General features: G+C 64.5%; 24 protein-coding genes. 16 read left to right on the top strand and 8 right to left on the bottom strand.

Annotated features, from left to right (window positions below; translation table 11 throughout):
- Positions 1 to 433 precede the first annotated feature (433 nt).
- Complete coding sequence (locus AC629_RS28095; protein ID WP_084808136.1) at positions 434 to 1,414, bottom strand: phosphatase PAP2 family protein; 981 nt, start codon at positions 1,412 to 1,414, stop codon at positions 434 to 436.
- 269 nt (positions 1,415 to 1,683) lie between these two features.
- Here AC629_RS28095 and AC629_RS28100 point away from each other — a divergent pair, with 269 nt between their 5' ends.
- Positions 1,684 to 2,364, top strand: a complete 681-nt coding sequence (locus tag AC629_RS28100) for a TetR/AcrR family transcriptional regulator (RefSeq protein ID WP_084808162.1) — start codon at positions 1,684 to 1,686, stop codon at positions 2,362 to 2,364.
- A 159-nt stretch (positions 2,365 to 2,523) separates the two neighbouring features.
- Here AC629_RS28100 and pyk read toward each other — a convergent pair whose 3' ends face one another.
- A complete protein-coding gene (gene pyk / locus AC629_RS28105; protein WP_084808137.1) occupies positions 2,524 to 3,960 on the bottom strand; it encodes a pyruvate kinase in 1,437 nt (478 codons plus the stop codon).
- Positions 3,957 to 4,556, bottom strand: a complete 600-nt coding sequence (locus tag AC629_RS28110; protein WP_084808138.1) for a DUF1036 domain-containing protein — start codon at positions 4,554 to 4,556, stop codon at positions 3,957 to 3,959. The genes pyk and AC629_RS28110 overlap by 4 nt, the downstream gene beginning before the upstream one ends.
- Before the next feature lie 167 nt (positions 4,557 to 4,723).
- Here AC629_RS28110 and AC629_RS28115 point away from each other — a divergent pair, with 167 nt between their 5' ends.
- The 3 genes from AC629_RS28115 to AC629_RS28125 all read left to right on the top strand — a co-directional run bounded on the left by AC629_RS28115 (position 4,724) and on the right by AC629_RS28125 (position 7,400).
- The gene (locus AC629_RS28115; RefSeq protein WP_084808139.1) at positions 4,724 to 5,032 is read left to right on the top strand and encodes a DUF1244 domain-containing protein; all 309 of its coding nucleotides are present in this window, start codon (positions 4,724 to 4,726) and stop codon (positions 5,030 to 5,032) included.
- A 204-nt stretch (positions 5,033 to 5,236) separates the two neighbouring features.
- The gene (locus AC629_RS28120) at positions 5,237 to 5,509 is read left to right on the top strand and encodes a DUF2312 domain-containing protein (protein WP_018641571.1); all 273 of its coding nucleotides are present in this window, start codon (positions 5,237 to 5,239) and stop codon (positions 5,507 to 5,509) included.
- Between the two features lie 130 nt (positions 5,510 to 5,639).
- Positions 5,640 to 7,400: an adenylate/guanylate cyclase domain-containing protein gene (locus AC629_RS28125; RefSeq protein WP_084808140.1), complete on the top strand. Its 1,761-nt coding sequence runs from the start codon at positions 5,640 to 5,642 to the stop codon at positions 7,398 to 7,400.
- Positions 7,401 to 7,485: 85 nt separating this feature from the next.
- Here AC629_RS28125 and rnk read toward each other — a convergent pair whose 3' ends face one another.
- A complete protein-coding gene (gene rnk, locus AC629_RS28130; RefSeq protein ID WP_084808141.1) occupies positions 7,486 to 7,905 on the bottom strand; it encodes a nucleoside diphosphate kinase regulator in 420 nt (139 codons plus the stop codon).
- Positions 7,906 to 7,923: 18 nt separating this feature from the next.
- The gene (locus AC629_RS28135) at positions 7,924 to 8,394 is read right to left on the bottom strand and encodes a GreA/GreB family elongation factor (protein ID WP_245332020.1); all 471 of its coding nucleotides are present in this window, start codon (positions 8,392 to 8,394) and stop codon (positions 7,924 to 7,926) included.
- A gap of 417 nt (positions 8,395 to 8,811) precedes the next feature.
- Here AC629_RS28135 and AC629_RS28140 point away from each other — a divergent pair, with 417 nt between their 5' ends.
- Positions 8,812 to 9,237 carry a hypothetical protein gene (locus tag AC629_RS28140; RefSeq protein WP_084808142.1) on the top strand — a complete coding sequence of 142 codons (426 nt, stop codon included), beginning with the start codon at positions 8,812 to 8,814 and terminating at the stop codon, positions 9,235 to 9,237.
- Between the two features lie 84 nt (positions 9,238 to 9,321).
- On the opposite strand, the gene AC629_RS28145 is transcribed toward AC629_RS28140, so the two are convergent.
- From AC629_RS28145 to AC629_RS28155, 3 genes are all read right to left on the bottom strand, one after another.
- The gene (locus tag AC629_RS28145; RefSeq protein ID WP_143199507.1) at positions 9,322 to 10,938 is read right to left on the bottom strand and encodes a peptidoglycan L,D-endopeptidase MepK; all 1,617 of its coding nucleotides are present in this window, start codon (positions 10,936 to 10,938) and stop codon (positions 9,322 to 9,324) included.
- A gap of 280 nt (positions 10,939 to 11,218) precedes the next feature.
- Positions 11,219 to 13,450, bottom strand: coding sequence for a L,D-transpeptidase family protein (locus AC629_RS28150; RefSeq protein ID WP_084808144.1), 2,232 nt, complete (start codon positions 13,448 to 13,450; stop codon positions 11,219 to 11,221).
- A gap of 346 nt (positions 13,451 to 13,796) precedes the next feature.
- Complete coding sequence (locus AC629_RS28155; RefSeq protein ID WP_084808145.1) at positions 13,797 to 15,293, bottom strand: sigma-54-dependent transcriptional regulator; 1,497 nt, start codon at positions 15,291 to 15,293, stop codon at positions 13,797 to 13,799.
- 127 nt (positions 15,294 to 15,420) lie between these two features.
- Between AC629_RS28155 and AC629_RS28160 the strand changes: the two genes are divergently transcribed.
- The 11 genes from AC629_RS28160 (at position 15,421) to AC629_RS28205 (ending at position 23,835) form a co-directional block, all read left to right on the top strand.
- Positions 15,421 to 17,355 carry a M3 family oligoendopeptidase gene (locus tag AC629_RS28160; protein WP_084808146.1) on the top strand — a complete coding sequence of 645 codons (1,935 nt, stop codon included), beginning with the start codon at positions 15,421 to 15,423 and terminating at the stop codon, positions 17,353 to 17,355.
- 102 nt (positions 17,356 to 17,457) lie between these two features.
- Positions 17,458 to 17,682 (top strand): AbrB/MazE/SpoVT family DNA-binding domain-containing protein, encoded by a 225-nt coding sequence (locus AC629_RS28165; RefSeq protein ID WP_027545558.1) that lies wholly within the window; start codon positions 17,458 to 17,460, stop codon positions 17,680 to 17,682.
- Positions 17,683 to 17,695: 13 nt separating this feature from the next.
- Positions 17,696 to 18,091 carry a type II toxin-antitoxin system death-on-curing family toxin gene (locus AC629_RS28170; RefSeq protein ID WP_084808147.1) on the top strand — a complete coding sequence of 132 codons (396 nt, stop codon included), beginning with the start codon at positions 17,696 to 17,698 and terminating at the stop codon, positions 18,089 to 18,091.
- Positions 18,092 to 18,187: 96 nt separating this feature from the next.
- Positions 18,188 to 18,340, top strand: a complete 153-nt coding sequence (locus tag AC629_RS28175; protein WP_035704696.1) for an aa3-type cytochrome c oxidase subunit IV — start codon at positions 18,188 to 18,190, stop codon at positions 18,338 to 18,340.
- Positions 18,341 to 18,477: 137 nt separating this feature from the next.
- Positions 18,478 to 19,605: a Re/Si-specific NAD(P)(+) transhydrogenase subunit alpha gene (locus AC629_RS28180; RefSeq protein WP_084808148.1), complete on the top strand. Its 1,128-nt coding sequence runs from the start codon at positions 18,478 to 18,480 to the stop codon at positions 19,603 to 19,605.
- A gap of 12 nt (positions 19,606 to 19,617) precedes the next feature.
- Positions 19,618 to 19,935, top strand: a complete 318-nt coding sequence (locus AC629_RS28185) for a proton-translocating transhydrogenase family protein (RefSeq protein WP_074123734.1) — start codon at positions 19,618 to 19,620, stop codon at positions 19,933 to 19,935.
- A gap of 39 nt (positions 19,936 to 19,974) precedes the next feature.
- On the top strand, positions 19,975 to 21,372 hold the full coding sequence (locus AC629_RS28190; protein WP_084808149.1) for an NAD(P)(+) transhydrogenase (Re/Si-specific) subunit beta: 1,398 nt from the start codon (positions 19,975 to 19,977) through the stop codon (positions 21,370 to 21,372).
- 16 nt (positions 21,373 to 21,388) lie between these two features.
- On the top strand, positions 21,389 to 21,559 hold the full coding sequence (locus tag AC629_RS47125) for a hypothetical protein (protein WP_168195601.1): 171 nt from the start codon (positions 21,389 to 21,391) through the stop codon (positions 21,557 to 21,559).
- Positions 21,560 to 21,581: 22 nt separating this feature from the next.
- Positions 21,582 to 22,382, top strand: coding sequence for an alpha/beta hydrolase (locus AC629_RS28195; RefSeq protein WP_084808150.1), 801 nt, complete (start codon positions 21,582 to 21,584; stop codon positions 22,380 to 22,382).
- A 61-nt stretch (positions 22,383 to 22,443) separates the two neighbouring features.
- Positions 22,444 to 23,541: a calcium:cation antiporter gene (locus AC629_RS28200; protein WP_084808151.1), complete on the top strand. Its 1,098-nt coding sequence runs from the start codon at positions 22,444 to 22,446 to the stop codon at positions 23,539 to 23,541.
- Positions 23,542 to 23,550: 9 nt separating this feature from the next.
- Positions 23,551 to 23,835 (top strand): cupin domain-containing protein, encoded by a 285-nt coding sequence (locus AC629_RS28205; protein ID WP_084808152.1) that lies wholly within the window; start codon positions 23,551 to 23,553, stop codon positions 23,833 to 23,835.
- The last annotated feature ends 29 nt before the right edge of the window (positions 23,836 to 23,864 follow it).

Raw genomic sequence — 23,864 nt, forward strand, 5'->3', positions numbered from 1 at the left:
CGGCTGGGATTACCCCGACTCTCATGACCTCAACTTCTCGAACCGCCCGGTGCGGACCCGCATGCCGGGTGGTGTGGCAGGGGAGCGACCTCACAAGGTCGCCCCCCTATGCCGATTGGGCGCATGGCATCAAGGAGCCCGTAGGGTGCGCAAAGCGACTTGCCCGCCGAGCTCAAAGAGCGAAGGCGGAAGCGTGCCCAGCATCACAAGCACGCCGTAGATGATGGGCACGGTGTATCCACAACGTCATTGCGAGCGCAGCGAAGCAATCCAGACTGCCTCCGCGGAAAGGCTCCTGGATTGCTTCGCTGCGCTCGCAATGACGAGGAAGCGTCAGCATGCGCACACATCAATCGAGGTTGAGGAGAGATGGTAGGCACGACGCTATTCGCCTCTGCCAACCCTACGGCGCTTGCCACGATCTATCGCGCCGTCATTCCGCTAGGCTGGTCTGCCAGACCGGTGCCGGCACAGGCGTAGCCGACACGGACGCTCGGCCCATCCATTCGAGATAGGCCTTCACCGCCCAGATCGAGGCCGCGGCGACTGCGATGCCGCCGGCGACATCGATGAGGTAATGCGCGCCAATTACCGGCGTCGCCGCGATCATCAAGAGGTTGAGCGCGGCCGCGATGCCACCGATGCCGCGCACCGGCCACAGCGCCCACATGTAGAGCACGGCGGATGCGGCGTGGAAGCTCGGAAACGAGACGATGCCGGAGAGGAAGAACAGCCGGAGCTCGTGCAGGCTGCCGTCGCGAAGTGCGAGGATGTCGCGCAACTGTCCGGCATAGATTGCGGTGTTGATCTCGGGGAAGTGCGCGGCCGGCAGTTGCAGTCCGTAATAGGTGCCGATCGCCGGCACCACGGCGGAGATCGCGATGGTGACGGCGAGCGCGAGGCTCATTGCGAGCATGAACAATTGCAGCCGCACATAACGCGCCGTCAGTGCCAGCACGACGGGGATGCCGAGCAGCGGCCATTTGATCAGTCCGTAGCCGCGGGCAAGACAGTCTGCGAGCCAGGGATGGTCGTTGACATATCGCGCGATCGGTTCGGGATCGAGCCCGAGCGCGCGGTCGATCGCAAGCAGCGCGTGGTCCTGGAGCGGCCAGTTCATCTTGCCCGCGACGTAGCTGAGCGGTCCGGCGATGGCGCAGGTGAGAATGATCTGTCCGATCGTGCCGAGCGAAAACACAAGCTTCGGATCCGCAAGCTCGCCTTTGACCGTCCGGTGGCAATAGGCGACGGCGAGCAGGAACGCGGCGATTGTCAGCGTCACGCCGTACGCGACCGGCTCGAGACTGAGGTCGGTGACGGGGAGGCCGAGCGCCAGCAGGCCGCCCATGGCTGCGATGGGAAGCCAGTTCAGGTGGAAGAGCTGCCAGGCGGTCCGGGCGTCCGTGTCGACCATGCTGCACCGAATTGGGATCGCAGTACCGAAGTACAGTCGCGGATCTGGCTTAAAATGGCAGTAACGATCGTGGTCAGCCCTTCATCAATCATCTCGATGCGATTTTAGGTATTTGCGGTTGCACCGCATGGCGTGGCGCTTCGCGCATTTGCATCTTGTCATCCACTCTGAATAGTTGTTCACTCCTTGCGGGGCGATTTGCAGCGAATTGAGCGACGAAGCGTTCGGCCGCAGGGCGTGCGGCGGGCGTGTGGGACAGGAAGCGCGCCATGGTTTATCGGCGGACGCATCAAGTAGTTAAGCGCCTTGCGGCGCGGCGCAGTGCGATACTGACGGCGGCGCGGGAGGCTGCGGCGGAAGGCGGAATGGCGGCGGTGCAGATCGCACCGGTCGCGATCCGCGCCAATGTCGCGGCCGGGACGGTCTACCGTTACTTCCCTTCCAAGGCCGAGCTGATCTCTGAATTGATCGCCGAGGTCTCCCGCGACGAGCTGGCGGCGATCCGCCGGGCGGCCGATGCCGCGCCCGGTCCGTCCTCGGCGCTGGCTGCCGCCGTCACTACTGTGGCGGTCCATACCCTGTCGCAGCGCAGGCTGGCCTGGGGCATCCTGGCCGAGCCTGTTGATGTCGATGTCAGCGCCTCGCGCCTGGCGAGCCGGCGCGAGATCGCGGGCGAGATCGCCTCGCGGATCGATGCCGCCGTGCGCGCCGGTCACCTGCCTGCGCAGGACACCGCGCTGGCCGCCACCGCGCTGCTGGGCGCGTTGCATGAGGCGCTGGTCGGGCCGCTCGCGCCTGATAATCTCGACGATACCGCCAGGATGCGCGATGCGGTGCAGACCGTGACGCTGCTCGCGCTGCGCGCCGTCGGCGTCATGGATGCCCGCGCCCGCGGCCTTGTGGTGCAGCAGACGCTGCTGCCCACCACGAAGGCGCTGGTGGGGGCGTAAAGTCCGTAAAGTCGAAGAGCGATCGAGGCGGAGGCCTCATCGCGCTCAGGCCGTTGCCTGAGCACGCCTTTTCGAAAAACCGCAGCAAGCTCGCCAGACTAACCGGCTACTTTGCATGGGGTTGTTTTCGATATTTTTGTCTGCCGCGCGCCGGCGGACCTACATATTGGCGTCGCCCTCGGGCCCGACCGAGGCGATGCGCACCATGTTGGTGGTGCCGGGAATGCCGAGCGGCACACCGGCGACGATGATCACGCGCTGGCCGGCGCGGACGAAGCCGTCGCGGAACGCGATCTGGCCGGCGCGGCTCACCATGTCGTCCTGGTCGCGCGCGTCTTCCGCCACCACGCAATGCACGCCCCAGACGACGGCGAGCCGGCGTCCAGCGGAGATGTTCGGCGTGATCGCCACGATCGGGGGCTTGGGCCGCTCGCGCGCGACGCGCGTGGCGGTCGAGCCCGAGCTGGTCCAGCAGATCAGGGCGGGAAGATCCAGCGTCTCGGCGATCTGCCGTGCGGCGTCGGCGATGGCGTCGCCGGCGGTGGCTTCGGGTGCGGGGCGCTGGGCTGCGACGACGGAGCCATAGGTCGGGTCGCGCTCGACCTCCTCGCCGATGCGGTTCATGGTCGAGACCGCCTCGACCGGGAATTTCCCGGCCGCCGATTCCGCCGACAGCATGATGGCGTCGGCGCCTTCGTAGACGGCGGTGGCGACGTCGGAGACTTCGGCACGGGTCGGCACCGGCGACTGGATCATCGATTCCAGCATCTGGGTCGCGATCACGACCGGCTTGCCGGCGCGTCGCGCCATCCGGGTCATCTGCTTCTGCAGGCTCGGCACGCGCTCCAGCGGCAGCTCGACGCCGAGGTCGCCGCGCGCCACCATCAGCGCGTCGGAGGCCTCAATGATGTCGGCGAGGCGGTCGATCGCCTGCGGCTTCTCGATCTTGGCCATCACCGCGGCGCGGCCACGGATCATCTTCTTGGCCTCGAGCACGTCATCGGCGCGCTGCACGAACGACAGCGCGATCCAGTCGACGCCGGTGGTCAAGGCCGCCTCGAGGTCGGCGCGGTCCTTCGGCGTCATTGCCGAGACCGGCAGGTCGGTGTCGGGCAGGCTGACGCCCTTGCGGTCGGACATCCGGCCGCCGACCACGACGCGCGTCACTGCATGCTCTTTCGAGGTCTCCTCCGCGATCAGACGCACCTTGCCGTCGTCGAGCAGCAGCGTATGGCCGGGCCGCAGCGCGGCCAGAATCTCGGGATGCGGGAGATTGACGCGCGTGGCATCGCCGGGCGTCTTGTCGGAATCCAGCGTGAAGGTATGGCCATTCTGGAGCTGGACCGCCCCTTCGGCGAAGGCGCCGAGCCTGAGCTTCGGGCCCTGGAGGTCGACCAGGATGCCGATCGGCCGGCCGTAGCTGCTCTCGACGTTGCGGATCGTTGCCACCAGCTCCCGCATCTTGTCATGCGGGGTGTGGCTCATGTTGATGCGAAACAGGTCGGCGCCGGCCTCGAACAGGCGACGGATCATCGCGAGGTCTGAAGAGGCGGGTCCTAGGGTCGCGAGAATCTTGATACGGCGGAGACGCCTCATGGCTTACTTCCAGACGGGGGCGGGGCGGCAGCTGGCGGGAGGCCAGGCGCGGCGGGGGGCGTACCACCAGGCGGCCCATTGGGCAAACCCGGGACCCCGCCGGGGCCAACCGGGCCGGGCAAGCCTGGCACGCGCTGCTGTTGTGACGGCTGCTCGTTGGCATCGGTGAGCTGCACCGTCCAGGCGCGCTGCTCGCCGGTGTCGACCTCGAAATAGCCGGTTCGGTCATAGCCGCGCGCCAGGCAATCCTCGGTGCCGCGGATGGTGAATTCCTTGTCGCGCGAGCACATGAAGGCCTGGCCAGACCATTCGCCGCCACGGTCATAGTCGATGGCGTAGATGTAATAGTAGCGGGCCACCAGCGTTCCCCGCAGCAGGGTCTCGCAGGAGCGGGAGGAGATGTTCCACCAGCCCTCGGTGGTCCAGCCCTCGGCGTCCTTGTAGCCCAGCGCGATACCGACCCGGCTCGAGGTGTTGTTGCAAAGGCGGAAATCGGCGGAAGCAGGGCTGGTCCAGAGGCACAGCAGGGCAACCGCCAGCACCGGGACCAACCGGGCGAGCAGGCGAAGGGGAGAGCGGGGAGATTCGGCGATCATTGTCGCGAAACGTATACCAGATCATTGACGATTTGGCGTAGGGGCGGGGAACTGCCTCAGAGCCGGCTTTCGGCCCGTTTGCGCCGCGATATGGCAAAATCTGTGACAGGGACCACCTGATCCCGTAAGGGTGACCCCCATCGGGGGCAGAGCCAAGGAATCCAGCTATGGCAATCGACGACAAAACCAGAACGGAGCTTGAGGCGGCCGCTTTTCGGCGCCTGGTCGACCATTTGAAGACGCGGACGGACGTCCAGAACATCGACCTGATGAATCTGGCGGGCTTCTGTCGCAACTGCCTGTCCAATTGGCTCAAGGACGCCGCCGACGCCCAGGGCGTCGCGCTGAGCAAGGACGAGAGCCGGGAGGCCGTCTATGGCATGCCCTACGAGGCCTGGAAGTCGAAGTACCAGGGCACAGCCACGCCCGAGCAGCTCGAGGCGATGAAGAAGGTCCACCCCGGGCACGGGCACTGAACGGCCTCGTCCGCTTCCTGCCGACGCACTGAGTCGCACCACACAACAGCTTTCTTTAGCCCGCCGCAGGAAGGTGTGGGCGCGCTGTGGACGAGCGCGATGCTGCCTTGAACGCAGTCGGCACCAACCCTAAGGGTCTAGCCAGCACGCGCGGTGACGATGCCGGCGTCACCTCGTTTTGCCAGTTTCATTGGGAGTACCAAGATGGCCACCTCCGCCGCCGTCCGCGACGACGAGCCCGCGACGAAATTTGCCAAGGATCAGCTCAAGTCCATCATCGAGCGTATCGAGCGGCTGGAGGAAGAGAAGAAGGCGATCTCCGACGACATCCGCGACGTCTACGCCGAGAGCAAGGGCAACGGCTACGACGTCAAGGCGCTGCGCACCATCGTGCGCCTGCGCAAGCAGGACCCGAACGAGCGCGCCGAGGCCGAGACGATTCTCGAGACCTACATGCAGGCGCTGGGGATGCTGTGAGGCGTCGAGGCCCGGCCCTGGGCGAGCCGTTCTGAGCGCTGCGGGGCTCTGGCCAAGCCTGCTCCTGAAGCGTGGCCAGTTTGGGCAAAACCCGTTCGTCTGCTAGAATGCTCGGCGAAGGGACCGAGCAATGGACGTGCCTGGACCAGAGCGCAGGCTCGCTGCGGTCCTCGCCGCTGACATGGTCGGCTTTAGTCGGCTCATGGAGGTCGACGAGGCAGGGACGCTCGCGCGCCTCAAGACTCACCGGATCGAACTCATCGACCCGGCGATTGCGAAGAATCACGGCCGCATCATCAAGACGACGGGCGACGGTCTGCTGGTGGAATTCCACAGCGTCGTCGATGCCGTGCTGTGCGCGGCTGAGGTTCAGGAGCGGATGGTCCGGCGCAATGCCGACGTCCCGCCACCGCGATGGATACAGTTCCGCATCGGCATCAACCTCGGCGATGTGATCGTCGACCAGAACGATATTTTCGGCGACGGCGTCAACGTGGCGTCACGGCTGGAGGCACTGGCCGAGCCGGGAGGCATCTGCATCTCGAGCGCGGTGCGCGAGCAACTCGGCCAGCGCCTTGATGGCTTCGAGTTCGAGGATCTCGGCGACCAGAGCGTCAAGAACATCGCGCGTCCCATCCATGTCTTCCGGATTCGGCTCGACCAGGGGTCGTCAGGCGCACCGTCCGGCGCGACGGGCACGGCGGCAGGGGCTTCGAAGAAGCCATCCATCGCCGTATTGCCCTTCGCCAACATGAGCGGCGATCCCGAGCAGGAGTTCTTTGCCGACGGTTTGACCGAAGACATCATTACAGAACTCTCACGCTTCCACGAGCTGCTTGTCATCTCCCGCAACTCGACCTTCGTGTACAAGGGCAAGGCGGTGAAGGTGCCGGAGGTCGCCCGCGAATTCGGCGTCGACTACGTCATCGAGGGAAGCGTGCGAAAGGTCGGGGATCGCGTCCGCGTCACCGTGCAACTGATCGATGCGGAAATCGACCGGCACATTTGGGCCGAACGCTATGACGGCGAGCTGCGGGACATCTTCGCCATTCAGGACGAAATCACGCGTGCGATCGCTGCAACGCTCCCTGGCCGCGTCGAGGCCGCCACGCACGACCGGGCGAAGCGCAAGACGACCGACAACATGGCGGCCTACGAATGCGTGCTGGCCGCAAAGCTGCTGCACCACCGCTCGAACCGGGAAGACAATTCGCAGTCGTTGCACCTGCTCGACCGGGCCATCGCGCTCGATCCGAACTACGCGCACGCACATGCGTGGAAAGCCTGCGTCCTGGGCCAGACCTGGGTCTACGGCTGGTGTGCGGATCGAGATGCGACCTTCCAGCAGGTGGCGTCGGAACTGGAGATCGCGCTGGGGCTCGACGACAATGACAGCGACGTCCATCGGATTCTCGCCGCACTGAATTTGAACCGCGACGACCATGAGACGTCCACGTACCATCAGGAGCGGGCGCTCGCACTCAACCCGAACTACGACCTCGTCGTGGTGCAACAGGGCGAATTGCTGACCTGGCTGGGCCGGCCCGAGGAAGGTATTGACTGGATCAAGAAGGCGATGCGGCTGAACCCTTATCATCCGGAACGTTTTTGGAGCCATCTCGGGCGCGCGTATTATTGTGCCGAGAAATACGCCGAGGCGGCTCAAGCCTTTTCACGGATCACACGGCCCGATCATACCCATCACGCCTTCCTTGCAGCGATCTTCGCGCAAATGGGCAACGCGGTTGCGGCGGGGGCTCACACGGCGGAAGTCCTCAAGCGCGAGCCGACATTTTCGGTGGCGACCCACCTCACGACGCAGCACTACAAGCGGGATGTTGATCGTCAACGCTACGAGTCTGGCCTGCTCAGGGCTGGCCTGCCGGCCTGATCCGAAACCCGACGCGACGCTGTGCGGGACAGATTGTGACCGCTCCACCACCGCCGCGCGAGATAGCTCGCGCGACGAGTGGGTGTCATTCGGACACGGCAAGGACAGTAAGTCCCTTGGCTTCGCCGCCGGGCGCCTGGAAATCAATCCGCTGTCCCGCAGACAGCCCAATAAGGGCGGCTCCGACGGGCGTGAGGATCGAGACGCGATTGCGTTCGATGTTCGCCTCGTGCGGATAGACCAGCACGATTGTTCGGGTCGCGCCAGATTCCTCGTCCCGGTAGGTCGCCTCGGAGCCCATCCTGATGACGCCATGCAAATCCGTTTCGGTCGGGACCACAGTCGCACGGTCCAGTTCCCGAGCCAGAAACTGAGCGACACGTGGAAAGAGCTCCATCGTTGAGTCCGCGAGCGAGGTGAGGCGCCGCAGATCGCCTTCACTGACCCTGATTGATGGAAGCGCAAGCTCTTTGTTGCCGGCGACATTCGTTTCAAGATTGTTCAATGTGCTTCTCCTTTCTTGTTAGGCGGCCGTCGGTCCCGGATCATCGCCAGGCGATGATGGTCTCGCTGTCGTGCCACGCCGAAACAAGGGCACTACATTCGGCCCCGATTGGCTCACACTCTGCACCGTTACGAGGTTGAGGCATCCTCCGACGGAGTAGGGCATCCGATCGCCCTCTCGCAGCCCGAGAAGGGCCGCGCCTAGCGGCGACAGAACCGAGACGCGCGAGGGATCCTGCGAACATTCGTCGGGCCAGACCAGTTGCACGGTTCGGGATGGAACACCCCAGTTTATCCAGTACGTGACCCATGATCCGAGGGTGACCACGGATGCGACCTCGCTTGCTTCGTCGGGTATGATTTTGGCCCGGTCGATTTCGCCTGCGAGGAAGATCCCGGTCGCGTCCCCCTGTTGAGCCGCGACGCGTGCGAGCTTTTCCAGGCGGGGATAATCGGATGCGGCGAGTGCGATTTTCGGAAGCGGCTGCACGGCAAACTCCTTCTGCTTCAACGAGCCGACCTTGGTCGGTAAGTCAAAAAGCTTGGAAAAGAGCCCGGACGGCGCGACAGCCGTCCGGCTAACCGCCTGCTTGAAGGCGACCGGCGTGCAGACCAAACCGCGCAATGCGCGGATCAATGTCGACGAAATAGGTCATGACAAGATCAAGTATAGGTATCGGTTGCTCCAGATGCATTGCGGCGAAACCGCGCAGCCTGGAAAGGACGTTGTCATGTTTGTTCAATGCCGGAAGCCAAACAGCTACCGAAGCGTCTACCGAGAGCTATGCTCTAACAGAGAATCGATCGAACGCCGTCAAAGCGCTCGTCGGCGGGTCCCGGATTGCGCTGCGCTCGATCCGGGCTACAAATCACGCGTCTTGCACTTCGTTAGTGAACGGAGACCAGTGTGACTGCGCCGCCGCTGCCGCGCGAGGTGAACCGTGCCTTCGGCGCCCTCCCGGCGCCGATCGGCAAGCGGCTGCTTCAGGTGCGCGACCTGATCTTCGCGACCGCCGCGGCGCATGAGGGTGTCGGCCGGATCACAGAGACGCTGAAATGGGGCGAGCCTGCTTACCTGACCGATGAGACCGGCAGCGGCAGCACGATTCGACTCGGGCGTGTGAAGGACTCCGAGCAGGCCGCCATTCTGTTCAACTGCAAGACGACGCTGGTCGACACGTTCCGCGAGCGCTTTCCCGATCAGTTCGAATACCGGCAGACCCGGGCTTTGCTGTTGCCTGTGTCGGGCAAGCTGCCGAAGCAGGAGCTCACGGTCTGCCTGTCGCTGGCGCTGACCTACCATCTCGATCGGCGGGCCAAGAGAACGCGATAGTAGTTGCGAACTTGTAGCCCGGATTTCGCTTCGCTTATCCGGGCTACGAGATTGAATTCCTGGAAACGAGGAGGGCGATCAGTCTCAGCGCAACGCGGCCGTCCGCACGACGAACGACGTCGTCTCGAGCTTCGCTGTGGCGGAGCCCGAGAAGTTTTCGCAGGACAGGCCCTGCATCGGATCGTCGACAAAGCCCATCGCGATCACGGTCTGCGGCTTCACGAAATAGCCACGCAGCGCAACCGTATCGAGCTCGCCCATCAGCGTTACCGACATCGCGCGGCTGGCGCTCGGCGACAGCATCGCGATCTTGAGCCAGACGCTCTCACCTTTGGCCGCAGAGAGGCGCGTCGCGGTCGCGACCTTACCATCGACGCTCTTGCCGACGACCGTGTTGATCTCGGTCGCGGGCGCAAGGCCGCGGGTCGCGGCTGCGGGGCGAGCCGCGTGCGGGATAGGCGCGGAGGCGGCGACGACTTTGGCGCGGTCGACCGGGGAGGCGGAGGCCGGCGCGTAGGCCAGCGCCTGATAGGCCGCATTGGAGACGCTTGCGGTCGGCTGCGGATCGGTGGCGGCGGCGAGCGCCTGGCGGGCCTTCAGCGCGGCGATTTGGGCCGGCGTCGCCTGCTGCGGCGTGGCCGGGACATCGTCCCAGAAGCCGCGGGCATTGATGATGTCGGTTGGGGTCTCCGGCTTGCCGGCCGTCGGCTTGTCAGCCACGGGCGCCGGCTTCGGCTTGGGCGGCGCAGCGACCTGCGCATCGGCCGAGGCGAGCTGGAGCGCAGCAGCGATTTGCGGCTTGGCGCGCGGCGTCGGCACCGGATCGGCGGGCTTGGCTGCGGCGGCGACCACGGTCGGTGCGGACGGTTTCGTGGCGACGGCGCCCTCGTCATCCTCGTCGCTGCTCGCCGCGGCCGGAGTCGACTTGCCCTTGAACAGGGCGGCGAAGAAATTCAGCTTGCCGCCGGCGTCGTCGCCGTTGCCGCGCCGCTCGATGTCGGCCTTGGCGAGCTCATAACCCTTCAGCGGCACGCCGTCGGTCGGCACGTGCACCGTGCGGCCGTCCGGGAACACGCGGGCGAGCTGGTCATGCGTCATGCGCGGCCAGTGCCGGATGCTGCCGGTGTCGAGGTGCACGAAGGGCGAGCCGGAGGTCGGATAGAAGCCGACGCCGCCGCGCTGCAGGCGCAGGCCGGCGAAGCGGATCTGCTCCAGCGGCACGCCCGGAATGTAGAAGTCCATCGCATGCCCCAGCATGTGCTGGCTGAAGCGCGCCACGCCGGAGGAGCGGCGGCGGAGCATGGCGTTGGTGGCGGGGGAGCGGTAGGAGGAGATGATCTGGATCGGCTGCTTGCCGTCGACGTCGCGATAGACTTCCCAGAGGATGTCGAAGAGGTGACGGTCCATGACCGTCTCGTCCTGGGTGCGCCAGTCGCGCAGGAAGTGGTTGAGCTGCTTCAGCGCCGCTTCGTCGTAGCGGCCGTCGCGCTTGAAGGTGACGGTGAGGTCTTCGCCGGAATGGGTGTGGTGGAAGGATAGCGTCTTGGTTTCGTTCAGCGCAGCGGCGTTATGAACAGAACCTGCGGCGGCAAGTAGTAATACGGAAGCGAGGCCGATCCGGGATCCGGCCTTCATTCCCGCATGGGACAACGACAGCACCGCAAATTGGCGTGCGAGACCAGTCAGCACGTTAGAGCCCACCCAGTCGACGAGCGTTCAAAATGGACTCTCCCGCCAACCCCGTAGCGCGCGAAAGAGGATGAACGCATTCTTAAAGCAAGAAGGTTAATTCGAGGTTGACCTTCCCGCCCCCAAACCAAGTCAGGATATGATCCTAAACGGTTGAGTGTGGCAAAAAAACGCCCGCTGCCCGAGGGCAGGTGGAGAATGGTTAAACGTTAAGCGCCCCCCATCCAGGGGATGAGGGCGCTGATTTTATTGCAGATTTTCATGAAACAGGTCGCCGGGGCCGAGCCGGGCCTCAGCGGGTAAACACCCGCTGCTGCGGACGGCGGCCGACGGGAGCCGGCTGCGGGGTCGGCGCCCCGAACAGCCGCTCGAAGAAATTCGGGCCTGACGAGCCGAAGCCGCCGCCATTATTGGCCACCGCCACGCCAGACGGAAGCGTCGTTGCCGGGCGCGAATAGCTCGGCTGGGAATGCGCAACGATGGCCTCGAGGTCCTTGCCGCGGTTGTTCTTCAGGATGTTGATCATGGTCGCATCGCGGCCATAGACGTCCTTGCGGAATTGCAGCTTGCCGCCATCGTCCACGAACGCGGTCTGGTAGGTGAGGTTCACCGGGATCGGCGTCGGGAATTTCAGGTCGATCTCGCTCTTGCCGTACATGCTGCGCACGCGCTCTGGCGTGTACTTCTCGTTCGGCATGGCGATGTTGAGCAGAACGGACGCGTACTGGTCCGGGTTCTGCACGCGCATGCAGCCATGGCTGAAGGCGCGATCTTCCTTGCCGAACAGGTTTTTGTCCGGCGTGTCGTGCTGATAGACTAGGAACTTGTTCGGGAAGTTGAAGCGGATGCGGCCGAGCGCGTTGGCTTCACCGGGCGGCTGCGAGATGTGCACCGAGCCGTCGCGGTTCTGTTCGAGCTTGAGGCCCATGCGCTGCAGCACGGTCGGGTCCTGCTGAAGCGCCGGCAGGTACTCGTTGTAGACGATCGAGGGCGGCACGTTCCAGGTCGGATTGACCGTGATGTACTTCATCGTCTCGGTGAGCAGCGGCGTCGCATGCGTGCCCGGCTTGCCGGTGACGACGCGGGTGGTCCAGACCTGCTCGCCGCGCTGCATGACCTTCAGCGTATAGTCGGGAATGTTGAGGATGACATAGGCATCGCCCAGCGAAGGCGCGCCGAGGTCGCGCGGCAGCCACCGCCAGCGCTCCATGTTCACCAACACCACGTCGATCTGCTTGTCGCGCTTCGGTGTGTTCAGCGCCTTGACGGTCTTGTCGTCGAGAATGCCGGTGGCCTTCATTTCGGCACCGTTCTGGAATTTGCGCACGGCTTCGGCGACGGTTGCGTCGTAGCGGGTGTCGCTCGCATTCTCGGTAATGCCGAGCTTGGCGCGGAGCTGCGGCACGCGCGGATCCTCGACGACGACCTCGGCCTGCTTCTTGCCGCGGGCCGGGATGTACTTCAGCGCCGGGCCGTCGGCGATCTCGATCGCCGGACCGTCGCCCTGGCCGCGGAGCTGTGCGAGCTTCGCCTTCAGCTCCTTGTAGAGCTTCTGCGGCGGGTTGTAGCTGTCGAGCGCAGCGGAGGCATCGGCAGCGGTCGTGACCTTGGTGAGCACCTCGCTCGGATCGACCGGATGCTCGGGATAGAGGATGTCGGCGCTGACCTGCGACCAGTGCATGCGGCCGCTCTGGGCCTGCCGCGCATAGTCGAACATGCTGGCGGTGAGCTTCAACTCGGCATCGGCGAGCGCATCGGGCGTGGTCGCCGCAGCGAAATCCGGCACCGGATAGTCGCTCGCGTTGAGGCCGTCGGAGGCCGCATCCTTCAGCCGCGCGATCACGCCCTTCGCCGCGGCCGTCAGGCTGCCGCCCTGAGTCCAGACCGGCGCGAAGTCGCGTGCACCGTAAAACTTCTCGACGGCGGCGCGCTCGTTCTTGCGGTCGAAATGGCGCGAGGTCTTCGCGCCGATAATGTCCTTCAGCTTGTCGGCGACCGGCTGGTCGGCGGCGGGAACGTTGCTCGCGGCCTTCACGGGCTCGGTGGCCGGCTCCTTGGCGATCTCCTTCGGCGGCTCGGCCGGAGCCGCTGCAGTGGCGGGCGCTGCGGGGGCGGCCGGCGTTGCAGTCGCAGTGTCGGCCTTCGCGGGCTCGGCCGTCGCCGGTTCGGTCTTGGCCGTCTCGCTCTTCGGCGCCTCGGTGGCGGGCGTGGTCGCGACGTCGGAAGGCTTGGTCTCGACCGTGTCGGCGGCCGGTGCGGCGCCGGCCTGCACTGGTTGCTTGGCAGGCTCTGACGCGGAGTCATGAACCGTCGCGGTGGTGTCGAGCTTGATGTCGGATGCGGTCGGAGGCGGGACGTTGGCCGGCTCGGGGCGCGGGATTGCGGCTTCGATCGCGAGTTCGGCGGCGCTGCTGCGTGCCTGATCCTGCGCCAGGGCTGAGCTGGCCGATACCGTGAGGAAGGTCGCCGCGACCGTCATCAAGACGCGGTCAAAGCCTGCACGGTGGTTCAAACAGTCACGCATTGTGTCGCACCCCTCGGGTGAACTGTCCCTCGTGGAACAGCTTAGTTATCGCCATTGAGCTTCGGCTAAATCGCGCCGGCCTTTCGAAAGTTGCACGCCTGCACGCAACGACGCATACGTAGACGATATACAGGCCCCGTTTTTGCAGCCAGCGCTACCCGGGACAACTCGCGACAAACTGACTTCAAGAAAGCCCGTTTGCAACGGATGTGCGCCTTCCGCACTCGCTTTTCCCTGTGTCTGTCACTTCCAAGTCACGGTTCACGTCGCAGCCAAATTTCGCCGTAATGCAAAGGGTTTGCGGCCGCGGGGGGCCAGTCACGCGACCCCCCCGTTCGCATGAGACTCAGTGCGTCTCCTCACCGCTTTTCCCGCCATGCCCGGGAACCCCGGCTTCGTCGAGTTTGCGGTAGAGCGTGGACCGGCCGATTTTGAGGCGGCGGGCGACCTCGGACATCTGTCCGCGATAATGCGAGATCGCGAAGCGGATGATCTCGTTCTCCATATCTTCCAGCGCGCGGACATCGCCGGTCGGGGTCAGCATGGAGAGGGATCCCGCCAAGGGCAGCGGCGCGATCGGAATTTCACCACCTGAGACCACCGAGGGCGCCGCGATCGGCTCAAGCATCAGCGGCGCGGTTGGAATGTCCGTTGCGGGATGCGGCTGCGAGGTGAGGAGGGGGAAGTCGTCGAGGCCAAGCTGGTCGCCGTCGCTCATGACCACGGCGCGATAAACTGCGTTTTCGAGCTGGCGGATGTTGCCGGGCCAGTCGAGCTGGGCGAGGTGCGCCACGGCCTCGCCGCTGATGCCGGAGATCGGGCGGTTCTCCTCGGCGGCAAAACGCGCCAGGAAATGCCGGAGCAGATGCGGGATGTCCTCGCGCCGGGCCCGCAGCGAGGGAATCGTCAGCGGCAGCACGTGCAGGCGATAGAACAGGTCCTCGCGGAAATGCCCCTGCTTCACCCGTTCCAACAGCTTGCGGTTGGTCGCGGAGACGATCCGGACGTCGACCTTGACCGGCTTGCGGCCGCCGACCGCCTCGACCGCGCCTTCCTGGAGCGCGCGGAGCAGCTTGACCTGCGCGGTCAGCGGCAGCTCGCTGACCTCGTCCAGAAACAACGTGCCGCCATGGGCTTCGACGAACTTGCCGGTGTGCCGTTCGGTGGCACCGGTGAAAGCGCCCTTCTCGTGGCCGAACAGGATGGACTCGACGAGGTTGTCGGGGATCGCACCGCAATTGACCGCGACGAAGGGTTTTGACTTGCGCTCGCCGCTGCCATGGATGGCGCGCGCGAACATCTCCTTGCCGACGCCGGACTCGCCCTCGATCAACACAGGGATCGAGGAGTTAGCGGCCTTCTGCGCGGCGCGCATCACGCCCGCCATCGCCTCGGCGCGCGTGATGATGTCGGAGAAGGTCAGCCGGCCCTCGCGGCTGTGACGGATGCGCTGCAATTCGCCCTTGAGCGCCGAGGCGTTGAGCGCGTTGCGCAAGGAGACCTGAAGCCGCTCTACGCCGACCGGCTTGACCACGAAATCCGCCGCACCCGCGCGCATCGCCGAGATCACGTTGTCGATGCCGCCATGGGCGGTCTGCACGATGACGGGGACGCTGAGGCCAGCTTCGCGGATTTTCGCCAGCACGCCCATACCGTCGAGGCCGGGCATCACGAGATCGAGGATGACGGCGTCGATGGCTGGCGCATCGGGGGCGGTGAGGGCGGCGATCGCGGCGTCGCCGGACTCCACGACGACCGTCTCATAGCCGCATTTCTGCACCATGTTCTCGACCAGCCGGCGGGCTACGGCGTCATCGTCGGCAATCAAAATACTGGCAGCCATGGTGTTCCCCGCACGCTACTACTATCTGTCTCGAATCGGGGCACTCTGGCCGAAGCCGATTAACGCACTCTTAAACCTTGGTGCCCCCGCCCGCCGTCGCGATTGTTGAACACAGGTTTCCCACACAATGACTTCGCGTTCCAAGTCCGCTCTCCGTAAGCCTGCCACCAAATCTGCCGCCAAGAAATCCGTCGCCAAGAAATCCGCCGTCACGGCAAAACCCTCCAAACCTTCGCTCGGCAAATCTTCGCTCGCCAAGTCTTCACCCGCCAAGTCTGCGGGCAAAACCGGTAAGCTTCCCGAGTGGAACCTCGCCGATCTCTATTCCGGGATCGACGCGCCGGAAGTGGCGCGCGATCTCGAAAAGATGGATGCCGACTGCATCGCTTTCGAGACCGACTACAAGGGCAAGCTCGCAACAGGGACAGCAAACGAAGATGGCGGAAAATGGCTCGCCGAGGCCGTGCGACGCTATGAGGCGATCGACGATCTCGCCGGCCGTCTCGGCTCCTATGCCGGTCTCGTCCACGCCGGCGACAGCGTTGATCCCAAGATTTCAAAGTTTTACGGCGATGTGTCGGAGCGGCTGACGGCGGCGTCCACCCATCTTCTGTTCTTCGCGCTCGAGCTCAACCGTGTCGATGACGATATTTTGACCCGCGCGATGCAAGCCGCCGAACTCGCGCATTACCGTCCCTGGATCGAGGATCTGCGCAAGGAGAAGCCATACCAGCTCGATGACAAGCTCGAGCAGCTCTTCCTGGAGAAGGCGCAGACCGGCTATTCCGCCTTCAACCGGCTGTTCGACCAGACCATTTCCGGCCTGCGCTTCAAGGTCGGGGCCAAGGAGCTCGCGATCGAGCCGACGCTCAACCTGTTGCAGGACCGCGACGGCGCCAAGCGCAAGACCGCGGCCGAGGCGCTGGCTAAAACCTTCAAGGCAAATGAGCGTACCTTTGCGCTCATCACCAACACGCTCGCCAAGGACAAGGACATCTCCGATCGCTGGCGCGGTTTTCAGGATGTCGCGGATTCCCGCCATCTGAACAACCGTGTCGAGCGCGAGGTGGTCGATGCGCTGGTCGCCTCGGTGCGCGCGGCCTATCCAAAACTGTCGCATCGCTACTACGCGCTGAAAGCGAGCTGGTTCGGGAAGAAGCGGCTCGCTTATTGGGACCGCAACGCGCCGCTGCCCTTTGCCGCGACCGACACGATCGCCTGGCCTGACGCGCGAAGCATGGTGCTGACGGCCTATCGCGGCTTCTCGCCCAAGATGGCCGATATCGCCGAGCGCTTCTTCATCGACCGCTGGATCGACGCCCCGGTGCGTCCGGGCAAGGCGCCGGGCGCGTTCTCGCATCCGACCACGCCGTCGGCGCACCCTTACGTGCTGATGAATTACCAGGGCAAGCCACGCGATGTGATGACGCTCGCGCACGAGCTCGGCCATGGCGTGCACCAGGTGCTGGCGGCGAAGAACGGCGCGCTGATGGCGCCGACGCCGCTGACGCTGGCGGAAACCGCGAGCGTGTTCGGCGAGATGCTGACCTTCAGGCGGCTCCTGGCGCAGACCAAGAGCGCGAAGCAGCGCCAGGCGCTGCTCGCCGGCAAGGTCGAGGACATGATCAACACCGTGGTGCGGCAGATTGCGTTCTATTCCTTCGAGCGCGCGGTCCACACCGAGCGCAAGAACGGCGAGCTCACCGCGACGCGGCTCGGCGAGATCTGGCTGTCGGTGCAGGGCGAGAGCCTGGGCCCGGCGATCGAGATCAAGGCGGGCTACGAGAACTACTGGATGTACATCCCGCACTTCATCCATTCGCCGTTCTACGTCTACGCCTATGCGTTCGGCGACTGCCTCGTGAACTCGCTGTACGCTGTCTACGAGAACGCCGCCGAAGGCTTCGCCGAGCGCTATCTCGACATGCTCGCCGCCGGCGGCACCAAGCACTATTCCGAACTGCTGCGGCCGTTCGGGCTCGATGCCAAGGATCCGAAGTTCTGGGACGGGGGGCTTTCGGTCATCGCCGGCATGATCGACGAGCTGGCGGCGATGGGCTGAGGGGCGGGGCGCCTCTCTACGAGGGACGGGGGCGGTAATACATCTGTTGAACTGTCCTTTTAGGTGTGTTATACATATGTATAACGTGCTGGAGGCAAGGCCATGAAGATCGAGATCAAGAAGATCGGCAATTCCGATGGTCTGCTCCTGCCGCGTGAATTGATGCAGCGGCTCGATCTCAAGCGGGGGCAGCAATTGCACATCGTGGAATTGCCTGGCGGCGGTTTCCAGGCGCTGCCCTACGATCCCGACTTCGAGCGGACCATGGAAATCGCCGATGAGGTGATGGACAAGTATCGCGACACGCTTGCGGCACTCGCAAAGTAGCCAGCTCACTCAAATGAGCGAGCTGGAAGAACCGCTCTGGATCACCTATGAGCAGGCTGTCGCAATCCACAGCCGGCAACTCCGACGCTTCGGTGGCGCGCCGGGATTGCGCGACGAGGGCATACTGCGCTCGGCGCTGGAGCGGCCGATCAACAAATGGCGCTACGAGCAGGCTACGCTGGATGAACTGGCTGCGGCGTACGCATTCGGCCTCGCGAAAAATCACGCATTCGTCGATGGAAACAAGCGCATCGCCTTCATGGCGATGATGGTGTTCCGCCACAAGAACGGTGTTGCGTTTAGTCCCGATCCTGCGGAAGCCACGACCATCATCCTCTCGCTTGCCGCCGGCGAGGTCAGCGAGCAGAGCCTTACGCGCTGGATCCGCGATAATCTGGATTCCAAATGACCTGATTTGCCGGAAAACCGCGCATCCGTGCCGTTGCCCTGCCCGAAGCTTTGCGGTATCCAGCCAAAGAATTCGACTTTCGACTGGGGACATTCCATGGCTGACCATAGCGAAGTGGCGTACACCACCGCCGACGGCAACGACTACATCGCCCACGAGCAGACCTATGAGGGCTTCATCAAGCTGGTGAAGTACGGCACGGCCTCGGTCGCGCTCATCGTGATCCTGATGGCGATCTTCCTGACCTGATCCATTGCCTGCTGCACCGCCATCGCCGGCGGTGCCCACAAAATTTGCATCCAAGCCGGTTCCAAAACCGGTATCCAACGTTGCGGGAGTAACGCTAAGTTCGCGTGCGCGCTTTGTCCCGCGTCGCCGGAGGGCCTATGAAGATCGCCGTTGCCAAGGAAATCGATCCGTCGGAGCCGCGTGTCGCCGCCTCACCTGATACGGTGAAGAAGTTCAAGGCGTTAGGCGCCGAGATCGCCGTCGAGCCGGGCGCCGGCATCAAGTCGGGCCTGCCGGATTCCGAATTCACCGCCGCCGGCGCCACCGTCAGCGCCGATGCGCTGAAAGACGCGGACATCATCATCAAGGTCAAGCGCCCCGAGCCGTCCGAGCTCGCGCAGTACAAGCGCGGCGCGCTCGTTATCGCCATCATGGATCCCTACGGCAACGATGCCGCGCTGAAGGCAATGGCCGACGCCGGCATCGCCGCCTTCGCGATGGAATTGATGCCGCGCATCACGCGCGCGCAGGTGATGGACGTGCTCTCGTCGCAGGCCAACCTCGCTGGCTACCGCGCCGTGATCGAGGGCGCAGAGGCGTTCGGCCGCGCCTTTCCGATGATGATGACGGCGGCCGGCACTGTGCCAGCGGCCAAGGTGTTCGTGATGGGCGTCGGCGTCGCCGGCCTGCAGGCGATCGCGACCGCGCGCCGCCTGGGGGCCGTCGTCACCGCGACCGACGTGCGGCCCGCGACGAAGGAGCAGGTGGAATCGCTCGGTGCGAAATTCCTCGCCGTCGAGGACGAAGAGTTCAAGAACGCGCAGACTGCCGGCGGCTACGCCAAAGAGATGTCTAAGGAGTATCAGGCCAAGCAGGCCGCGCTGACGGCCGAGCACATCAAGAAGCAGGACATCGTGATCACCACGGCGCTCATCCCGGGCCGGCCGGCGCCGAAGCTGGTCTCGGGCGAGATGGTCAAGTCGATGAAGCCGGGCTCGGTGCTGGTCGATCTCGCGGTCGAGCGCGGCGGCAATGTCGAGGGCGCCAGGGCCGGTGAGGTCGTCGACCTCGATGGCATCAAGATCGTCGGCTACACCAACGTCGCCGGCCGCGTCGCGGCCTCGGCCTCCAGCCTCTACGCGCGCAATCTGTTCTCCTTCATCGAGACCATGGTCGACAAGAAAGAGAAGAAGCTCGCGGTGAACTGGGACGACGAACTCGTCAAGGCGACCGCGCTGACCAAGGACGGCGCCGTCGTCCACCCGAACTTCCAGCCGAAGGCGTAAGGAGAGATCGTCATGGAGCATGCTGCACAGGTCGTCGACCCCTTCATCTTCCGGCTGTCGATCTTCGTCCTCGCCGTCTTCGTCGGCTATTTCGTGGTGTGGTCGGTGACGCCTGCGCTGCACACGCCGCTGATGAGCGTGACCAACGCGATCTCTTCGGTGATCGTGGTCGGTGCGCTGCTCGCCGGCGGCGTCGCCAATGTCTCGAGCGGCTCGGGCTGGGCGCGCGCCTTCGGCTTCGTCGCACTGGTATTTGCCTGCATCAATATCTTCGGGGGCTTCCTTGTCACCCAGCGCATGCTGGCGATGTACAAGAAGAAGTCGAAGTAAGCGGCCACCTCGGGCTGAAGGGATCAATGGGGACCTGAGATGAGCGCGAACCTCTCTGCATTCTTGTATCTCGTGGCGGGAGTGCTGTTCATCCTGTCGCTGCGGGGGCTGTCGAGCCCGGCTTCGTCGCGCCAGGGCAATCTGTTCGGCATGATCGGTATGGCGATTGCGGTCGCCACTACGCTCGCCAACCATCCGCCGGCAGACGGCCTCGCCTGGGTGCTTGTCATCGTTGGCATCGCCATCGGTGCTGCGATCGGCGCGGTGATCGCGCGGCGCGTGCCGATGACCTCGATGCCGGAGCTGGTCGCCGCCTTCCATTCGCTGGTCGGCATGGCCGCGGTTCTGGTCGCCGCCGGCGCGTTCTACGCGCCCGAAGCCTTCGACATCGGCACCCCCGGCAACATCCATCCGCAGAGCTTGGTCGAGATGTCGCTCGGCGTTGCCATCGGCGCGCTGACCTTCACCGGCTCGGTGATCGCGTTCCTGAAGCTGTCCGCGCGCATGAGCGGCTCGCCGATCATCCTGCCGTTCCGCCACATCATCAACATCGCGCTCGCCCTGGCGCTGGTGTTCTTCATCGTCGGGCTCGTCCTGTCCGGCAGCGCGTTCGACTTCTGGATGATCGTCATCCTGGCGCTGGCGCTCGGCGTGCTCATGATCATCCCGATCGGTGGCGCCGACATGCCGGTCGTGATCTCGATGCTGAACTCCTACTCCGGCTGGGCCGCGGCCGGCATCGGCTTCACGCTCGGCAATTCCGCGCTGATCATCACCGGCGCGCTGGTTGGCTCGTCCGGCGCGATCCTGTCCTACATCATGTGCCACGCGATGAACCGGTCCTTCATCTCGGTCATCCTCGGCGGCTTCGGCGGCGAGACCGCGGCGGCCGGCGGCGGCACCGGCGAGCAGAAGCCCGCCAAGCTCGGCTCCGCCGATGACGCGGCCTTCATCATGAAGAATGCCTCGAAGGTCATCATCGTGCCCGGCTACGGCATGGCGGTGGCGCAGGCCCAGCACGCGCTGCGTGAAATGGCCGATATCCTGAAGAAGGAAGGCGTCGAGGTGAAGTACGCCATTCACCCGGTCGCTGGCCGTATGCCCGGCCACATGAACGTGCTCCTGGCCGAAGCCAACGTTCCCTACGACGAGGTGTTCGAGCTCGAGGACATCAACTCCGAGTTCGCGCAAGCCGACATCGCCTTCGTGATCGGCGCCAACGATGTTACCAACCCGGCCGCCGAAGAGGACAAGACTTCGCCGATCTACGGCATGCCGGTGCTCCAGGTCTGGAAGGCCGGCACCGTGATGTTCATCAAGCGTTCGCTCGCGTCCGGCTATGCCGGCATCGACAATCCGCTGTTCTATCGCGACAACACCATGATGCTGCTCGGCGACGCCAAGAAGGTCACCGAGAACATCGTCAAGGCGATGTAACGCAAGGGCGCTGACCGTGGCCATCAACAAGGAATGGCACCGGTCCCACCGCATGCCGCAGAAGGCGACACGCGAGCAGCGTGTCGCATGGCACGCCGCGCATGTCGCGGCGTGCTGCTGCCGCGAGATCCCATTGAGCATCCGGCCGGATGTCCTCAAATTGCGCGAGAGCCGCCGCAAGCCCTGAACTGTGGAGTGGTGGGGGCGCGATGACATTCCTGAAATGGATCGCCATCATCCTTGCAGCCGGTTATTTCGCCGGTCTCCTCCTGCTGTTCGTGAGACAGCGCGCCATCCTGTTTCCGGTCCAGACCGCCGAGCGCACGGCGCCTGCCGCAGCTGGGTTTCCGGAGGCCGAGGAGCATGTCCTGACCACGTCGGACGGCGAGAAGGTCATCGTCTGGCACGTGCCGGCGAAGCCTGGCCGTGCCGTGGTCCTCTTCTTCCACGGCAATGGCGATTATCTCGCGGGCCTCGTCGGCCACTTCAAGGCCATCACGGCCGACGGTACCGGTCTCGTCGCACTCTCCTATCGCGGCTATGCGGGCTCCAGCGGGGCGCCGAGCGAAGACGGCCTGCTGCGCGACGCAGCAGTCGCGTATTCATTCGCGACAGAGCGTTATGACGCCCAGCGCGTCGTCGTCTGGGGATTCTCGCTCGGGACCGGTGTCGCCGTTGCGGTCGCGTCGGAGCATCGGGTCGGGAAGCTGATCCTCGAGGCTCCCTTTACGTCGATCGTCGACGTCGCTGCCTCGCATTTCCCGTTCGTCCCGGTCCGCCTCCTGATGCGCGACCGGTTTCACTCGGACGAGCGTATCGCTCGGGTCACGGCGCCGCTCCTGATCGTGCATGGCGCGCAGGACCCCACCATCCCGATCGTATTCGGTGAGAAGTTGTTTGCGCTGGCTCACGAGCCGAAGCGGTTCGTTCGCATTCCCGGCGGCGGGCACGACGATCTCGGCAGCTTTGGCGTCGTCGAGATCGCACGGCAATTTATCAATGGCGGGTGAGGGCTGACGGGGACGATCTTCTCGCGCATAATCGGGCTGCTTGTTTGAAGGAATTGTTGGCATGGGCGCACACGGACGGATGCCGCGGTCATCATGGATTTTCCCCGCTTTGGCGGTGCTGCTGTTCCTGATCGTGACCGCGACCGGTTACGGCTTCACCCTGTCGGCCGGCGGAGCCCTGTTTGCGATTGTCCTCCTGGTGATCCTGTTCGGCACCGTGTTCGCGGCCGTCCACCATTCCGAGGTGATCGCGGAGCGCATCGGTGAGCCCTTCGGCACACTGCTGCTCACGCTGGCGGTCACCATCATCGAGGTCGCGCTGATCACCACGATCATGCTGGGCGACAAGCCGGCGCCAGAGCTCGCGCGCGACACCGTCTTCGCGGTCGTGATGATTGTCTGCAACGGCTTGGTCGGCCTCTGCGTCTTCATCGGCGGCCTGCGCTATCGCGAGCAAGACTTTCAGGTCTCGGGCGCCAACGTCTATCTCAGCGTGCTGATTGCGCTGGCGACCATCACGCTGATCATGCCCAATTACACGCTGACGACGCCGGGGCCAATCTACTCGACGATTCAGCTCGGTTTCGTCGACCTCGTGACGATCGTGCTCTACGGCGTGTTCCTCTATACCCAGACCGTCCTGCACAAGGACTACTTTGTCCACGAGAGGGCGGACGACGAGGGCGGGGAGGCCCACCTGTCCGGCAAGATGCTGGCGCTCAGCATTGTGCTGCTCCTGATCTCGCTTTTGGCCGTCGTTCTCCTCGCCAAGAAGTTCTCGCTGGTGGTGGATGCTGTCGCCGCCAAGATCGGTGCTCCGCCGGCCTTTGCCGGTCTTTTGGTCGCTCTCCTGATCCTGATGCCGGAGGGTGTCTCAGCGATTGCCGCGGCCCGCAAGAACGACCTCCAGAAGAGCATCAACCTCGCGCTCGGCTCCTCGCTTGCAACCATCGGCCTGACCATTCCGGCGGTCGGGCTCGCGACCTATGCGCTCAACCAGCCGCTCGTGCTGGGCCTCAATCCCCAGAACACGGCGCTCTTGCTCCTGACATTCCTGCTGAGCATGCTGACCTTCGGGACCGGCAGGACCAATGTTCTGTTCGGGCTGGTCCATATGGTGGTATTTGCCGTCTACGTGTTCATGGTTTTCGTGCCCTAGGAGGGGTCCATGCTTGCCGCCAAGTCCGAGGTCCAGGTCGACAACGAGCAGGTTCGGGTGACCGAGTGGCGGCTCGCTCCGGGCAGCGCGACCGGGCATCACACCCACGGGATGGACTACGTCATTGTTCCTGTCGTCGCCGGCGAGATGACGATCGTGGCGCCCAATGGCGAGCGTTCGAAGGCGCAGCTTGCGGCTGGAAAATCCTACTTTCGCAAGGCCGGCGTCCAACACGACGTACTTAACGAAACCTCAACCGAGATCGTGTTCCTTGAGATCGAGCTGAAGCCGTAAGGCGCCGCCTTGCCATCGATCCGTCTCAG

This window comes from Bradyrhizobium sp. NAS80.1 (assembly GCF_001908205.1).
In the GTDB taxonomy this organism is placed as follows: domain Bacteria; phylum Pseudomonadota; class Alphaproteobacteria; order Rhizobiales; family Xanthobacteraceae; genus Bradyrhizobium.

Bases quoted from the DNA above. Each gene is read 5' to 3' on its own strand.
- AC629_RS28095 (WP_084808136.1), bottom strand. From the start codon at position 1,414: ATGGTCGACACGGACGCCCGGACCGCCTGGCAGCTCTTCCACCTGAAC.
- AC629_RS28100 (WP_084808162.1), top strand. From the start codon at position 1,684: ATGGTTTATCGGCGGACGCATCAAGTAGTTAAGCGCCTTGCGGCGCGG.
- pyk (WP_084808137.1), bottom strand. From the start codon at position 3,960: ATGAGGCGTCTCCGCCGTATCAAGATTCTCGCGACCCTAGGACCCGCC.
- AC629_RS28110 (WP_084808138.1), bottom strand. From the start codon at position 4,556: ATGATCGCCGAATCTCCCCGCTCTCCCCTTCGCCTGCTCGCCCGGTTG.
- AC629_RS28115 (WP_084808139.1), top strand. From the start codon at position 4,724: ATGGCAATCGACGACAAAACCAGAACGGAGCTTGAGGCGGCCGCTTTT.
- AC629_RS28120 (WP_018641571.1), top strand. From the start codon at position 5,237: ATGGCCACCTCCGCCGCCGTCCGCGACGACGAGCCCGCGACGAAATTT.
- AC629_RS28125 (WP_084808140.1), top strand. From the start codon at position 5,640: ATGGACGTGCCTGGACCAGAGCGCAGGCTCGCTGCGGTCCTCGCCGCT.
- AC629_RS28150 (WP_084808144.1), bottom strand. From the start codon at position 13,450: ATGCGTGACTGTTTGAACCACCGTGCAGGCTTTGACCGCGTCTTGATG.
- AC629_RS28155 (WP_084808145.1), bottom strand. From the start codon at position 15,293: ATGGCTGCCAGTATTTTGATTGCCGACGATGACGCCGTAGCCCGCCGG.
- AC629_RS28160 (WP_084808146.1), top strand. From the start codon at position 15,421: ATGACTTCGCGTTCCAAGTCCGCTCTCCGTAAGCCTGCCACCAAATCT.
- AC629_RS28165 (WP_027545558.1), top strand. From the start codon at position 17,458: ATGAAGATCGAGATCAAGAAGATCGGCAATTCCGATGGTCTGCTCCTG.
- AC629_RS28170 (WP_084808147.1), top strand. From the start codon at position 17,696: ATGAGCGAGCTGGAAGAACCGCTCTGGATCACCTATGAGCAGGCTGTC.
- AC629_RS28175 (WP_035704696.1), top strand. From the start codon at position 18,188: ATGGCTGACCATAGCGAAGTGGCGTACACCACCGCCGACGGCAACGAC.
- AC629_RS28180 (WP_084808148.1), top strand. From the start codon at position 18,478: ATGAAGATCGCCGTTGCCAAGGAAATCGATCCGTCGGAGCCGCGTGTC.
- AC629_RS28185 (WP_074123734.1), top strand. From the start codon at position 19,618: ATGGAGCATGCTGCACAGGTCGTCGACCCCTTCATCTTCCGGCTGTCG.
- AC629_RS28190 (WP_084808149.1), top strand. From the start codon at position 19,975: ATGAGCGCGAACCTCTCTGCATTCTTGTATCTCGTGGCGGGAGTGCTG.
- AC629_RS28195 (WP_084808150.1), top strand. From the start codon at position 21,582: ATGACATTCCTGAAATGGATCGCCATCATCCTTGCAGCCGGTTATTTC.
- AC629_RS28200 (WP_084808151.1), top strand. From the start codon at position 22,444: ATGGGCGCACACGGACGGATGCCGCGGTCATCATGGATTTTCCCCGCT.
- AC629_RS28205 (WP_084808152.1), top strand. From the start codon at position 23,551: ATGCTTGCCGCCAAGTCCGAGGTCCAGGTCGACAACGAGCAGGTTCGG.